The 13,369-nt window shown below is 59.6% G+C and carries 12 protein-coding genes; 7 read left to right on the plus strand and 5 right to left on the minus strand.

Annotated features, from left to right (window positions below; translation table 11 throughout):
- Positions 1 to 14: 14 nt before the first annotated feature.
- On the minus strand, positions 15 to 320 hold the full coding sequence (locus SBC1_RS24345) for an NIPSNAP family protein (RefSeq protein ID WP_165094574.1): 306 nt from the start codon (positions 318 to 320) through the stop codon (positions 15 to 17).
- 485 nt (positions 321 to 805) lie between these two features.
- Between SBC1_RS24345 and SBC1_RS24350 the strand changes: the two genes are divergently transcribed.
- Both SBC1_RS24350 and SBC1_RS24355 read left to right on the plus strand, forming a co-directional pair.
- Entirely contained in the window at positions 806 to 2,260 is a 1,455-nt protein-coding gene (locus SBC1_RS24350; protein ID WP_165101229.1) for an MFS transporter, read from the plus strand.
- A gap of 79 nt (positions 2,261 to 2,339) precedes the next feature.
- Positions 2,340 to 2,780, plus strand: a complete 441-nt coding sequence (locus SBC1_RS24355) for a TIGR02594 family protein (protein WP_165094571.1) — start codon at positions 2,340 to 2,342, stop codon at positions 2,778 to 2,780.
- A gap of 3 nt (positions 2,781 to 2,783) precedes the next feature.
- On the opposite strand, the gene SBC1_RS24360 is transcribed toward SBC1_RS24355, so the two are convergent.
- From SBC1_RS24360 to SBC1_RS24370, 3 genes are all read right to left on the minus strand, one after another.
- Positions 2,784 to 3,176: a VOC family protein gene (locus SBC1_RS24360; RefSeq protein WP_165094568.1), complete on the minus strand. Its 393-nt coding sequence runs from the start codon at positions 3,174 to 3,176 to the stop codon at positions 2,784 to 2,786.
- A gap of 126 nt (positions 3,177 to 3,302) precedes the next feature.
- A complete protein-coding gene (locus SBC1_RS24365) occupies positions 3,303 to 3,947 on the minus strand; it encodes an MAPEG family protein (protein ID WP_165094565.1) in 645 nt (214 codons plus the stop codon).
- A 147-nt stretch (positions 3,948 to 4,094) separates the two neighbouring features.
- Positions 4,095 to 5,264, minus strand: a complete 1,170-nt coding sequence (locus SBC1_RS24370; RefSeq protein WP_165989035.1) for an alpha/beta fold hydrolase — start codon at positions 5,262 to 5,264, stop codon at positions 4,095 to 4,097.
- Positions 5,265 to 5,547: 283 nt separating this feature from the next.
- On the opposite strand from SBC1_RS24370, the gene SBC1_RS24375 reads away from it, so the two are divergent.
- Together SBC1_RS24375 and SBC1_RS24380 are read left to right on the plus strand one after the other, a co-directional pair.
- Entirely contained in the window at positions 5,548 to 5,685 is a 138-nt protein-coding gene (locus SBC1_RS24375; RefSeq protein ID WP_165094555.1) for a hypothetical protein, read from the plus strand.
- A gap of 109 nt (positions 5,686 to 5,794) precedes the next feature.
- Positions 5,795 to 7,612 carry a DUF3857 domain-containing transglutaminase family protein gene (locus tag SBC1_RS24380; RefSeq protein WP_241202289.1) on the plus strand — a complete coding sequence of 606 codons (1,818 nt, stop codon included), beginning with the start codon at positions 5,795 to 5,797 and terminating at the stop codon, positions 7,610 to 7,612.
- A 15-nt stretch (positions 7,613 to 7,627) separates the two neighbouring features.
- On the opposite strand, the gene SBC1_RS24385 is transcribed toward SBC1_RS24380, so the two are convergent.
- Positions 7,628 to 8,281 (minus strand): metalloregulator ArsR/SmtB family transcription factor, encoded by a 654-nt coding sequence (locus SBC1_RS24385; protein ID WP_206366096.1) that lies wholly within the window; start codon positions 8,279 to 8,281, stop codon positions 7,628 to 7,630.
- A 97-nt stretch (positions 8,282 to 8,378) separates the two neighbouring features.
- Here SBC1_RS24385 and SBC1_RS24390 point away from each other — a divergent pair, with 97 nt between their 5' ends.
- From SBC1_RS24390 to SBC1_RS24400, 3 genes are all read left to right on the plus strand, one after another.
- Complete coding sequence (locus tag SBC1_RS24390) at positions 8,379 to 9,848, plus strand: MFS transporter (protein WP_165094545.1); 1,470 nt, start codon at positions 8,379 to 8,381, stop codon at positions 9,846 to 9,848.
- A 423-nt stretch (positions 9,849 to 10,271) separates the two neighbouring features.
- Entirely contained in the window at positions 10,272 to 12,395 is a 2,124-nt protein-coding gene (locus SBC1_RS24395) for a DUF6600 domain-containing protein (RefSeq protein ID WP_165094540.1), read from the plus strand.
- A 396-nt stretch (positions 12,396 to 12,791) separates the two neighbouring features.
- The gene (locus SBC1_RS24400; RefSeq protein ID WP_165094536.1) at positions 12,792 to 13,352 is read left to right on the plus strand and encodes a DUF4337 domain-containing protein; all 561 of its coding nucleotides are present in this window, start codon (positions 12,792 to 12,794) and stop codon (positions 13,350 to 13,352) included.
- The last annotated feature ends 17 nt before the right edge of the window (positions 13,353 to 13,369 follow it).

The following is a 13,369-nucleotide window of genomic DNA, read 5'->3' on the forward strand; positions in this document are numbered from 1 at the left end:
CAACCAACGGAAGGTCAGCTGAAGACGGGACGAAAGAAGCTGCGCTCGTAACTGACAATGCACCGCGTTTCTTCCGCATATTTGAACGCTGCCTGGCATTGCGCATCAAGGTGCGATTGTTGACGGTAGCCTTCGTAGGCTGACAGGCTTGGAAACGAGAACAGCGCCAGCGCGACATTGTTCGCACCCTCCGACGGCATGAAATAACCATGATGCTGGCCACCAAATTTCTCGACCAATGGAATCCACATCTTTCCGTAGGCCTCAAATTCTTTGAGTTTCGAAGGGTCGATAATATAGCGAAGGTAGCAGGTAATCATGGCGTGTCGGTTTGGGGAGAGATTCGACCGGATAATACCGTGCCCGCGGGGAGCAAGCCCCTATCACGGCAGGCGGAAAAGAAAACGAAGTTTGAGCGTACCCGGACTCTTTCGGTGATTGCGTGACAAACCCCAGCGAAGCGACGCGGATGCGTCATTGTTTCGTTGGGGGAAATAAGTTTGCCAAGGCGAGTCTGCCAAGGCCCTTGTTCGCGAAACTTTCGAAAATGAAAGAATTGCTTCTACCTTATGCCGGCTAGTCGATGACGGTGCATGGACCGATGGCATGGAGCCAAGTGTTACGCGATAATGCCGGGAGGGTTAACACGCATCCGACCGCGTACCTGATGTGAAGCAAATGCGGCGGGCACTTGCGCAAGGCCATCCATATACGTAATGGCTGGATCTATCGACGCTGCCATAGCGTCAATCTCAACTATCGCGAGTCGCTCAAAGCGACGTCGCCGCTCAACCTGGGATTCTCGATGAGCAACAGTTCGTTGCCAACATCCGCCGCCGCTCGCTGGCTGCCGTACATAGTTGCGGGAACGTTCTTCATGGAGTATCTGGATACCACGGTCATCGCGACAGCGTTGCCGCAGATGGCCCATTCATTTGGTGTTGGCCCGAACGCGCTAAGCGTCGGGATGACTGCCTACATGCTCGCACTGGCGATCTTTATTCCGGTAAGCGGTTGGGTAGCTGACCGAGTAGGTTCACGTACGGTGTTCTTTAGCGCGATCGTCGTGTTCGTGATTGCTTCAGTGTTATGCGGCCTATCGAACTCGGTCACGGAGTTCACCGCGGCGCGTTTGCTGCAGGGCGCAGGCGGCGCGATGATGGTGCCCGTAGGACGGCTGATCGTGGTCCGCAGCACGGAGAAGAGCCGCCTTATGCAGGCTATCTCCACCATCACGTGGCCGGCTATTGCCGCGCCGGTGGTCGGGCCGCCCGTTGGCGGTTTCATCACCACCTACGCGTCATGGCGCTGGATTTTCCTGCTGAACGTGCCTTTTGGAATCTGTGCACTGGTGGCCGTCGCCATGCTTGTCCCGAACCTGCGGGGCGCCGAGCGCAAGCCTCTGGACATAGTGGGCCTTGTGCTTAGCGGCGCAGCCCTGACCGCCATTCTTTACGGCGCCGAACTCGCCAGCCAGCCTGACAGCAATCCATGGATTGCAGGGGGTGTAGTCCTGGCCGGCCTCGTGATTGGCTTTGCCGCGGTTCGCTACGCGGCGGGTCATCCGCATCCGCTGATCGATTTTTCGACGCTGAAGATTCCGACTTATTCGGTAACCGTCCTGACCGGTTCGCTAACGCGTATCGGTATTGGCGCGGTGCCGTATCTAATGCCGTTGCTGTTTCAGATCGGCTTTGGTCTTTCTGCTTTCAAGTCGGGTCTGTTGCTGCTTGCCAGTGCGCTTGGCAACCTCGGAATGAAAGCGCTGACCACACGAATTTTGCGGCGGTTCGGCTTCAGGTATGTCTCGATTGTCGCCGTGGCGACAGCGGGCATATTCACGATCATATGCGGCCTCCTTACGCCTTTGTCGCCGCTGGCGTGGGTCTTGATCGTGGTATTTGTTTATGGCGTGGCGCGGTCCATGCAGTTTTCGTTGCTCGCAACCCTTGCTTATGCCGACGTGGGCGCTCCACAAATGAGCGCCGCGAGCACGCTATGGAGTGCGGCTGCACAGATGACCATAGGACTAGGCATTGCCTATGGCGCCGTAGCGTTACGGGCCGCCGCGCTGCTCAACGGTGAGACGGCTAGTGTGAACGGCATGCATTTCACGCTCGACGATTTCCGGCTGGCGTTCCTGTTCGCCGGGTTGCTGACGCTGCTCTCCGTATGGGGCTACTTCAAGGTCGCTCGCGACGCCGGTCAGAGCGTAGGCGGTGGATCGATGCGGCAGAATGTGTCGCAGAGGGGTGGTTAGAGCGCGAATGGGCCGGTTGAGGAAGAACGCATTGCAGTAGCCCCCTGCGGTTGGCGTACAGCGGAGAATTATCGTAGGTATGACTAATGAAATAGACGAGCCCGCATGGTTGTCCCTCGCATTCGCTGAGCGTGGGGTCCGGCGCTTCGGGCAGGGAGAGAGTAATCCGCGTATTGTGGAATACAACGCGCACACCAATCTCGTGGGCTACGACGATAAAATCTCGTGGTGCTCGTCGTTCCTGAACTGGTGTCTTGCGAATACCGGCCAGCGTGGCACGGGGTCCGCGCTTGCGCGTTCCTGGCTTGAGTGGGGCCAGGTCCTGGACGGCCCCGCTTATGGTTGCGTTGTTGTCTTGTCCCGTGATGATCCCTCCGGCTGGAAGGGGCACGTCGGCTTTTACCTTCGCCACGACGCCGAAAGCATTTATCTCTTCGGCGGTAATCAGCTTGGAGAAGTACGCGAGCTTGATTATCCGTTAGCGTCGGTACTGGGTTACCGGTGGCCTGGGTCTATCTGACGCTCACGCAGGATTGTGGCAGCACACGCAGATCTTGTTTCCGTCCGGGTCACGGAAGTACGCACCGTAGTAATGCGGGTGATAGTGCGGCCGCAAGCCCGGCGGCCCATCGCACATACCCCCGTTCGCCAGTGCGATAGCGTGACAGCGATCGACGGTGTCGCGGTCGTGTGCAAGAAAGGCAGTCATCTGTCCGTTGCCGGGGCTGGCAGTATTTCCATCGAATGGCGTTCCGATCAGGAACAATGGGCGCGGTGCGTCGGTCGCGACCCAGCCGGCCCAGGGTTTGTCATCGTCGCGGAATTTTAATGGCAGCTCTAGCGCTTCCATGATCGGCGAGTAGAAACGGAAGGCACGAGCAAAGTCGGTGATGCCTACATGGACGTGTGAAAACATCTGGCCGTTCCTTCTAACGGTGGGTGACAAGCGAATGAGCGATCATGATCTCGCTGGCGCTGTCCAATGGCAAGCCGTAGCACGAGCTCATCGAAAGTGGCATTGCCTGGTCGCCGCCGCGCTTGTTCAAGCGCTAACCGGTCTTGTTGCCCGCACAAGAACAGCTTCCACGCAGCCAAAAGCGATCAATGGAGCGATAGCGCCGGCAGGTCCGGCAATCTCATAGCCAATCCTCGCGCAAACGTAAAGGAGGACCAGCATGCTTTGCATCATGCCGGGAGCGCCTATTGCGCGATGTTGTGACCCATAGTGGTATCCGATCCAGAAGGCGAAACGTGTCGCGATCCAGACCACGGTGGTTGCGAGAACGGCGCGCATTGAGTGTCCGTTGTCACAGTAGAACGCCAGCGCGAAGAGTCCGGGGACAAACAGGACCAGTTGCTCGAGGGTGTGTTGTAGATAGCGCAGGTTGATCGTCAAGCGGCGCGTTTCATAACCCGACAACGGATCGATTGCCGGCGAGCGCAAGCGTTCATGCGCAACCGCTTCAATTCCCGTGAGGAAGCAGAAAAGGATCGCGAAGCAGCAGCATTTGAGCGCGAACACGAGTCGGGCGAGCGGCTCCTCCATGCCGTCAGGTGGCGGCATGAAGTAGTAAATGCCAAGCCACAAAGCAATGGTGACGGGGAACGCGATTGCGATTTCCGCGATCAGGGTCGATTGGTGCTGGCGAATATTGCTGACACCTGCAGATTCAAGGGCTTTCTTCATGGTGGTCTCCCTGGGGCCGAGCCGCTGACGCTAGCATAAGGTCTTCTGACAGCGCGTCAACGCGGCGTAACCCGCGTTCGAGCGGTGCCGAGTCCTGCAGCGCGCGGGCGCGTCAACGCTAAATCTTTATACAGCTAGCGATTCCGGTCAGGGATTGGATGCACACGGGAATTCGTGGCTGTCGGAAAAGAGCACCGGCAAGCTGCAGCTATTCGCCAGAACGTGTTTCGAATCGTGATCCGCGCCCGGCACCAGCACAAGGCTCTGATGCAGGTTCGTTGCGTGCCGCATGCGCATGTAGTTCATATAGGAAACGCTGCGGCTAAGGCGGTCGGACCCTTGCAGTTCGCCCCCGCAAGACCGGTCCAGTTCGCTGTGGTCCGGGTCGTTGTCCGCGGTCCCCGCAAGGTAGACAACATCGCGCGCTGCGTACGCTGCCTCAATGGCTTGCGCGGATTGACCGCTGACATAGGGCGGAGCGTTCTCCAGGCCATAACGCCACTGCGTGGCGCCAGGGCAAGTAGCCTGGTCGACCGCTTTGAAGCCGCCTGCAGCGGATGGCCGGAGGTTGTCGAAATAGAGAAAACTACTGGGTTCCACCACCACATAACGGGTGTGTATTCCGAGTGCGGTCAACGCTTGCTCGCCATGTCCAACGGCTGCGTATCGTTGCACGAGTTGCGCGCCCGCCGAGTGGCCAACGAGTACAACGGTGCGTAAGTCCGGATATCGCGTACGGTCCGCGAAGTGGTCGAGTAGACGATCAAGTACGTCGAATCCGCTGACAGGGACCGGCGATAACGCCGGCCAGCCACGCGACCAGTCATGCATCTTCCAGCGCAATACGGTGGCAGGCAGCCCTTGGGCGGCGATGTCCTGCGGGACCAGGAACTGAGGGCCAACGATCAGGGTTGTTCCAGTCACCGCCGCCATCCTCGCCGCCTCAACGGTTGAGGACCAGTTTGATTTCGCGTTGCGGCTTTCCCCATGCACGACGATGACAACTCGCTCGATACCCGCGGCATTGGCATTCAGCGCAATGGTTGAATACACGGGAAGGGTGCCGTTGCCGGATGCCGTTTCAACCTCGAACTGCTGGTCCGGCGTAGCCCGGACCGGTTTGTCCGGACCAGTCTTGTGGTCTGGATCGTAACCAGCCTGGATTATTGATCCGGGGCGTACGGCTGGGCTTCGCAAGTCAGGGACAAACGTGGAGATTTTCGCGGGCGTGTTTATGGCTTGAGCACTGACGTTGTGGGGGATCGTCAGGCCGAATACGGCGCCGCACAGCAAGGTAAATAAGAGCATCAGTCTCATGCAGTTCCCTGAGAGTCAAACAAAGCATGCACAACATGCATTGAGCCGATGCATACTAGATCTGCTGCATGCAGATATTAGAATGAGCAATGACGCATGCAGTCGAAAGCGTTGAAAGGGAGTCGCGCTTCAATCCGCTTGCCCGTTTTTCAGAATGTCTTGGCAAGAGCATCGCATTAAACGCAAAGGATCGGGAAATCCGTCGCTGTAACAGATGTTCGTAAGAGCCGAGCCTCGCTTGAGCAGCATGGCCTGAAAATAACGAGAGATCGAAGCCTTCTGTATGGATTGGACGCTGGTGGAAGCCGTGGTCGACCATCTTGTTGCGCAGTGGCAGCCGGGCCACGGGCCGGGCGGCGGCATTACTCGCGACGTTTCGTCCACGTTCACGAGCAGGCCCCGCATTGCCCTGGTCTTATAGTGCATCCCATCACGGCGACGAATAGCACTCGCTAAAAAACATCGATCCCATGACAATAAAACATTGCCGCAGCGCTGCATTGCAATCGAAATGGATAGCACCATTGTTTGTGCTGACTCTGCTTTCCCCGTGGTTCATGCCATGTCACGCAGCCGACGTTGAAATCACTCAGGCGCAACGGGTGGTGACGGTCGACGAATCGGGTCGCACGACCACGCACATGACACTGAAGATCAACCTGTCAACCGAGGCCGCTCTACAGAGCTTCTCGCAATATCCGATTGACTACAACGCAGAGCTTCAGACGGTGTCGGTCGACGCAGCCGAGACGATCCATGCGGACGGAGCGCACGTATTCGCGAACTTGCAAAGCGCGGTGTTCGACCGGGCGGCGCCGGTCACCGTCACTGCACCTCAATTCAGCGCGATGCATCTGCGCATTGTCGCTTTTCCCGCGGTCACCAAGGGCGACACGGTATTGCTGTCCTATACGGTAACTGACCTCGACACGCTGTTCCCCGGAAAATTCACGGACCTCGAGGCGTATCCGCCGACCAGTGATTTTCGCGATGCCAGTGTCACGCTCGACACGCCCGCCGACATGACCGTCAATATCGATGCACCGGGCATGCAGGCGCAGCAAGACACGTTGCAAGGCGGCCGACATGTGCGTGTATACCACTATCACACGGCGAGCAGCGGTCCTGTCGCGCCGCAAGCCAACGCGCTGGCCTGGACCGACGTTGGCCCGTATTTCGTCGCTACGAACTTCCGCGACTATGCCGAGATAGGGCAGGCGTATCACGCGCGTTCAGGCGAGCAAGACGTGCCGTCGGCAGCGGTTCAGGAACTTGCCGACAGCCTCACCGAAGGTGTGACTGACCGGCGGGAACAAGCAACGCGCCTGTATGACTGGGTGAGCCGCAACGTTCGTTATGTCGGCGTATACATTGGCGCCGGCCCGGTTGTGCCGCGCAGCGCCGACGTCGTCCTGAGCGGGCGCTATGGCGACTGCAAGGACCACGTCACGTTGTTCGCCGCGCTGCTCAAGGCGAAGGACATTGAAAGCCACAGCGTGCTTGTCAATTCTGGCAATGGGTATCGCTTGCCGAATGCGCCCGATTTTTACTTGTTCAGTCACACTATTACGTGGCTCCCCGAGTTCAAGCTGTTCGCCGATACGACCGCAGGCTTCGCGCCGTTCGGAACGCTGACGTTCGACACGAGCGACAAGCCTGCACTCGATACCGCTACAGGCGCCATCTTGCACACGCCGCCGCAGAAGGCGGCGAATAGCCGTTCGTCGCTCGACTACGCGTTGAATATCGACCATGATGGCGATGCCTACGTCACGGCCCACGCTGAACTAAGCGGACAGGTGAGCATTGGCCCGCGCCGCACTATTTCGCAACTGCCGCGGACCCGGATCGAATACGAGATGCTGAGGCGCAGTGGATTGACGGGAGCGTTACATGTGACGTCGACTGATCCGGGCGAGCTTGAGGCGCCATTCACGTGGTCCCTGAGCGGCAAGCTTGACCAGCTTGCGATCATGCCCGGGCCGGCAGCATTCGCGATACCGAGAATGCCGGGCTTCGACTCCATCCAGGGCTTTGCCGAGACTGTGCTTCGGCAGATGAATAGTCCGCTGGACGCCGCTTGCAGCGGGACGGAGCTGAGAGAGCATTACGTCGTTGAGATTCCCGGCAACGCGAAAATACTGGCGATTCCATCGGGTATATCCATGGATAGCGGCGAGATTTCGTACCACTCGAGCTACCAGCAGCACGACAACACGGTGGAGATTGATCGGGTGCTCGAACGCAGACTGACAAGCAACATATGCAGCGGCGCCAAGCTAGCGGAATGGGCCGGCATTGCGAGCGCAATTTCCAAAGACCTGAAGCGACAGGTGCTTTACAAATAGGTGAAACGGGGTCAATCAGTGATCCTTAGCATATCGATTCGGAACGATACGATAAACGCATCGATGTGCCCCGGCGAGAAGATGTTGCTCGCGCGTGGCGGTGGCATCGTCTCCTGCTACCTCCTGAAACAAGCTCAATTCAGAGCGGCAAAAGCCCTGGCAAGTGCGCGCGGCGGCGCAGATCGGACAGTGGTCTTCAATCAGCAACCAGTCGTGCCCGTCGCGTTCGACCCGCGCCATGTAACCTTCGTCGGTGCGTAGCGCCGCGAGCCGTTTCAGCCGTTCCGGCAACGTTCTGCCGGCGCGTGCAGCAGCATAGAGCGCCCGCGAGTCCACCTCGCGCTGCGCGATCAGGCGGTCCATGCCGTCCTCACCAAATATCTGCCGGATCGACCCGATCAACTGCACGGTCAGTTGCGCATGCGTGTCCGGGAACCGGCGGTTGCCGGCTTCCGTCAGCGCCCAGTTCTGGCGCGGCCTACCCACGCCCGCTATGACCTCCTGCTGGCCTTCTATCAAGGCCGCTGCTGCAAGCTTCTGCACCTGCTGGCGGGCGGCCTCAGGGGTCATGTCGAAAGCGTGCGCAAGGGTCGCGGTAGATGCCGGACCCTTCGTCTTGATGAAAAACAGGATGCGATCCGCAGTCGACTGTACGCTTGAGTTATCCAAGTTAATCCTTGTGTAAATGACTGCGCCAACCTATTATCCAAGCGAATGTTTTGATAATAGGCCTAAGCGGCCTTACTGTCGAGGTCAAGGAAAGCCCATGCCTGCTGCCGATACCATTCACACCACCACTCACACCACCGACCAACCGGCCGCGCTCCAGCCGGGCACCGCCGCCTGGAGCGACTTGCTGCGAGGCACGACCGGCGTCCTTGCGTTGGCCCTGACCGGTGGCGTGGCGCTTTACGCGGTCAATGTGCATGTTGTCTCGACCGTGTTGCCGTCGGTGGTGCGGGACATTGGCGGACTCGACTTTTATGCCTGGAACACAACCTTGTTCGAGGTGGCCTCTATCGTCGGTGCTGCGTTGTCTGTGCGGGTGCTGGCAGCGTTGGGGCCGCGCGGCGCGTATCTCGCGGCGCTAGCCATATTCGCGCTCGGTTCGGTGGTTTGCGCCGCGGCTCCCGCCATGCCCTGGATGCTGGCCGGGCGCAGCGTGCAAGGTCTGGGCGGCGGTACGTTAGGCGCCTTGAGCTACGCGTTGATCCGGGTCGTGTTCGCGCCCCCGCTCTGGCCGCGTGCCGTGGCGCTGGTATCGGGAATGTGGGGCGTGGCGACGCTTTGCGGACCGGCGTTAGGGGGCTTGTTCGCCGAAGCGGGACATTGGCGGTGGGCCTTCTGGACGCTGTTGCCGCTCTGCGTTCTGCAAGCGCTGCTGGTAGCCACGCGGTTGAAACCTCACGCGAAAGCACAGCCAGCAGACAGGGCGGCTCGCGTTCCGGGCCCACAGATCGCGTTGCTGGCTAGCTCGGTCATGGCGGTCGCGGCAGGCAGCTTATCGACATCGCTGGTCTGGCAAGCAGCGGGTGTCGTGGCTGGATTGATGCTGGGAACAGCGGCTATTGCGTGGGAACGGCGAACGACAGTGAGGTTATTGCCCAAGGGCGCAACGGCTCTCGACACGGCGCTGGGCGCCGTCTATGCGAGTGTTGCGTTGTTGCTGGTCGGTACGACCACCGAAATCTTCGTGCCTTACTTCCTGCAAACGCTGCACGGCCATACGCCGCTTGCAGCGGGTTATCTGGCAGCCGCGATGGCGGGTGGATGGAGCCTTGGTTCACTGCTGTCTTCAAGTCATGAGGGCCGTGGAGCAGCTCGTCTGCTGCACGCCGGTCCAGCACTGTGCACGCTAAGCCTGCTTGTCTTGTCTGTATTGATGCCGCTTGGCGCCGGGTTGCCGGTGAGCCTGCGCACGTTGCTATGCGGCCTTGCGCTAGCCGGTGTCGGGGCAGGGGTGGGTATCTGCTGGCCACATTTGCTGACGCGCGTGTTGACATTGGCACCCCCGGGAGAGGGCGGGAGCGCATCAGCCGCGATCACGACGGTGCAGCTCTATGGCATGGCGACAGGCGCTGCCATCGCGGGACTCATCGCGAATGCGGCGGGACTGCTAAGTCCCGGTGGTGTAACTGGCGCGCAATCGGCCTCTGCATGGTTGTTCGCAAGCTTCGCCATAGCGCCTGCGTTGGTGGTTTTGCTGACTCGTCGAATTACAAAGGCGCGTGTTTAACCAAGCTAACCATGCCAAACAAACAAGCTGGGAAGTTAAAGAAGCGCGCTAATCGATTAGAGTGCCAGCAAACCTTTCAATTCGCCTTAGCGGTGATATTCGCAAACACCTCAACACGCTAAATACTCAGCGGCCTTCTACATACCGGCATAACCCTGTATAAGCATCAGGCCGGTGATCGATCGATTGCGTATGCCTGCCCTTACAAAAATGAATAAGGGCTTTAGCAGTCCAGCTTATTTATGGTCGATAACCGTTGCGTCTTAAGTCCGCCATTCATTCTTTGTAAGTGTCAGTCATCGTTTGCAACGGAATGTATGTAATGTGAAGTATGTCATCCACCGGTGGCAAACCTGCGTTAGACAGTGCGTGTCTTAGGTCGAAGCTAACCTGACAAACTGAAAACTACCGGAGGTCGTACCCATGAAGGTAAGCTTGCGCCGCACCCATGCAGCCGTACTTTCTGCCATTGCGTTGTTAGCGGTGGTCCCGCCAGGATGGGCTCAATCCGTCCCGTCACCCACAGCGACCGCAGCAGCTGCAATCGATCCGCCGGGCCGCGTCGCCCGTCTTAACTACTTCGACGGCAGCGTGACCATGGAACCGGCCGGTGCAACCGACTGGGCTTATGCTGAATTGAATCGGCCGCTCACCACCGGCGATCAGTTGTGGGTAGACAGTGGTGCCCGAGGCGAACTGCATGTTGGCTCGACTGCGCTGCGGCTGAGCCAGCAGACGGCCTTGAGCATTGTCGATATAGACGACAAAAACCTCCAGCTGAAGGTCACGCAGGGCGTACTCTCCACCCGTGTGAGGGCATTGCCTGCTGGACAGACTGTTGAAATAGACACGCCGAACGTCGCGATGCAGGCGTCAAGCCCGGGCGAATTTCGTGTAGACGTCGCCCCTGACGGTAACTCGACCACCGTGACGCTGCGAAGCGGCACCGCTAATCTTTATGGCGACGGCGGTGTATTTCAAATGACCGCCGGCCAGCAGATCAAGTTTATCGGCGTGAATCTCCAGCAGCAGGCAGGTGGACCCGCGCCCGCTCCCGATGCTTTCGACCAATGGGTCATTAGCCGCGACCGCGCGGAAGATGCTTCGGCCTCCGCACGATATGTCTCGCGAGAGATTCCGGGTTACGAAGACCTGGATGCGAACGGTACGTGGCGCAGTGACCCGAACTACGGTGAAGTGTGGGTTCCGACCGTCGCGGTCACCGCGCAATGGGCGCCTTATCACCAAGGCCATTGGACGTGGATTGCGCCGTGGGGCTGGACCTGGATAGACGATGCACCCTGGGGCTTCGCACCTTTCCACTATGGTCGCTGGGCGTATCTGGGTAATGCCTGGGCGTGGGTGCCGGGACCGGTGGTTGTCGCGCAGCCGGTGTATGCACCGGCACTGGTAGCGTTCGTTGGCGGCGGAGGCGGTTCGCATTGGGGTGTTGACCTCGCCATTGGCGGCGCCGTGGGCGTGGGGGTAGCCTGGTTTGCATTGGGGCCGCACGAACCGTGGCACCCGGGCTCGGGTTATAGCCCAAGCTATTACAACCGGGTCAACAACGTGAACATCACGAATGTGCACAACACGACCATCGTTAACAACATCACGAACGTGCACAACACCTATATCAACCAGCGTGTGCCTGGTGCTATCACGGCTGTGCCGGCCAACACGTTCGTGCAGGGCCAGCAGGTGGCGCAGGCATCGCGCAGGTTGACGGCGCAACAAATTAGCGGCGCGCAGATCGGGGCAGGCATGCCCGGTATTGCACCGGTACGAGGCAGCTTCACGGGCGGGATGCGACCCGCTTCTGCAGGTGCGCCCGCGATGGCCATGCAACGTCAAGTGGTCGCTACGCGCGCACCGGTTGTTCCTGCGGCATACCGGGACACGCTCGCACAACACTTCGCCAGCAGCGGAGCCCGCGTTGCCGGCGCGGGTGAGCCGATCGTGCGAACGACAGTACCCGCGGCCTTCGCGCGTCCGTTGAACCGGGGTGCGTCTGCAGCGCCGTCGCCGCAAGGCTATCGGCTGGTGAACCGGGCGCAAGCACGTCCTGTTGGTGCGCAAGGCACGCCGAGTGCGCAAGGCACGCCAGCCAGGAACCTTGAAGCGAATGCGCCGCGCGAAGAAGCGCGACCGCCGCAGGGGGCGCATCCCGCGGAACCCATGCAGCAGCGAGCACCTGTAGCCACTGAAAATGGTGCGCCACGGCCGTCGGTAGAGAACCACGAGCCCGCAGTCCATGCCGAACGTCCGGCTCAGAACGAGCCGCAAGCCCCCCGGCACGAGCAAGCCATGCACGCGCCGAACGTTCAGCAACAGCACGCCGCGCCGGAAGCCGCGCCTCGTCCAGAGGAGCACGAAGTGCAGCACGCGCGTCCGGTTGAGCCGCCGGTGTCGCATGTGGAAAGGCCCCAGCCTCAGCATCAGCCGGTCCAGCAAGAAGCGCGTCGCGAAGAACCGCAGCATCCGCGTCCGGAAGCGCATCCGCCAGCAGCCAAGGGTGGTGAGCATCACGACGAACAACCGAAGTAAGCTTGTGATGCGTTGAGGGCTTGGCAGCCGGTCTACTCGTTCCGCGAGTGCGACCGGCTGCGCGCCGCAGGGCGCATGTTGAGCCGGAGCCGGAGCCGGTGCCAATTGCGGCCCGCGTTTTGCCCCCGGCATGTCTTTGGTTAGTATCGCCAACCGCGCTAGCCGCTAAGTGCGTTCATTAACAGACATGGAGCCAGCGAGGGCATGTAGATAACACCAGGTGCGAACATATTGGCCTGTCTTTGGGCTCCCAGCGCCCAAGCATTTTTTGTCGACTAGCCAAGCACTGCGATAATCCCGATTTCTTGGCAAGACGATCGTCCTTGCCTGGTGGGATCGGACGCTAAATCCCCTTTGCCACGCGAATAACCAGTCTTAACGATGGAGACCTGATCCATGTCGAATGAAAACGCCCCTCACGAGCATGCAGTTGAACATGCAGCGCATTCGGGTGATCCGTTATCCCGCTGGGTTGCTGTATTCACCGCCATTCTCGCGGCGCTCTCGGGCCTCTTGCACTACGAGGAAGGGGTCTTGCAAACGCAGTCCCTGCTGTTCAAGAACGACGCCGTGCTGCTGCAAAGCAAAACCAGCGATGAATGGAATCTGTATCAGGCGCAATCCAGCAAGGGGCATCTGATGGAGCTTGCCGCTGAATTGTCCGGTCCGAACAAGCAGGCGTACTACCGCGACCAGATCGCCAAATACGAGCTTCGAAAAACAGAGATCCAGGCCAAGGCGCACGACATGGAAAAGCAGGTGGAACAAGCCAACCTGCAATCCGAGCGCAAGGAACATCCGCAACACATGTTCGGTCAGGCGCTCGCGTTGATCAACGTCGCCATTTCGCTTGCGGCAATTACATCGCTCACGGGTAGCCGCAAGCTGTTTGTTGTCGCCGGCCTGGCGGGTGTCGCAGGGATCGGGGTGTCGATTCTCGGGTTCCTGAACATCTAAGCCGGTATGCCTGATTC

Source organism: Caballeronia sp. SBC1, from assembly GCF_011493005.1.
Classification (GTDB): domain Bacteria; phylum Pseudomonadota; class Gammaproteobacteria; order Burkholderiales; family Burkholderiaceae; genus Caballeronia.

Coding starts and splice junctions, on each gene's coding strand:
- SBC1_RS24345 (WP_165094574.1), bottom strand. CDS start 320: ATGATTACCTGCTACCTTCGCTATATTATCGACCCTTCGAAACTCAAA.
- SBC1_RS24350 (WP_165101229.1), top strand. CDS start 806: ATGAGCAACAGTTCGTTGCCAACATCCGCCGCCGCTCGCTGGCTGCCG.
- SBC1_RS24355 (WP_165094571.1), top strand. CDS start 2,340: ATGACTAATGAAATAGACGAGCCCGCATGGTTGTCCCTCGCATTCGCT.
- SBC1_RS24360 (WP_165094568.1), bottom strand. CDS start 3,176: ATGTTTTCACACGTCCATGTAGGCATCACCGACTTTGCTCGTGCCTTC.
- SBC1_RS24365 (WP_165094565.1), bottom strand. CDS start 3,947: ATGAAGAAAGCCCTTGAATCTGCAGGTGTCAGCAATATTCGCCAGCAC.
- SBC1_RS24370 (WP_165989035.1), bottom strand. CDS start 5,264: ATGAGACTGATGCTCTTATTTACCTTGCTGTGCGGCGCCGTATTCGGC.
- SBC1_RS24375 (WP_165094555.1), top strand. CDS start 5,548: ATGGATTGGACGCTGGTGGAAGCCGTGGTCGACCATCTTGTTGCGCAG.
- SBC1_RS24390 (WP_165094545.1), top strand. CDS start 8,379: ATGCCTGCTGCCGATACCATTCACACCACCACTCACACCACCGACCAA.
- SBC1_RS24395 (WP_165094540.1), top strand. CDS start 10,272: ATGAAGGTAAGCTTGCGCCGCACCCATGCAGCCGTACTTTCTGCCATT.
- SBC1_RS24400 (WP_165094536.1), top strand. CDS start 12,792: ATGTCGAATGAAAACGCCCCTCACGAGCATGCAGTTGAACATGCAGCG.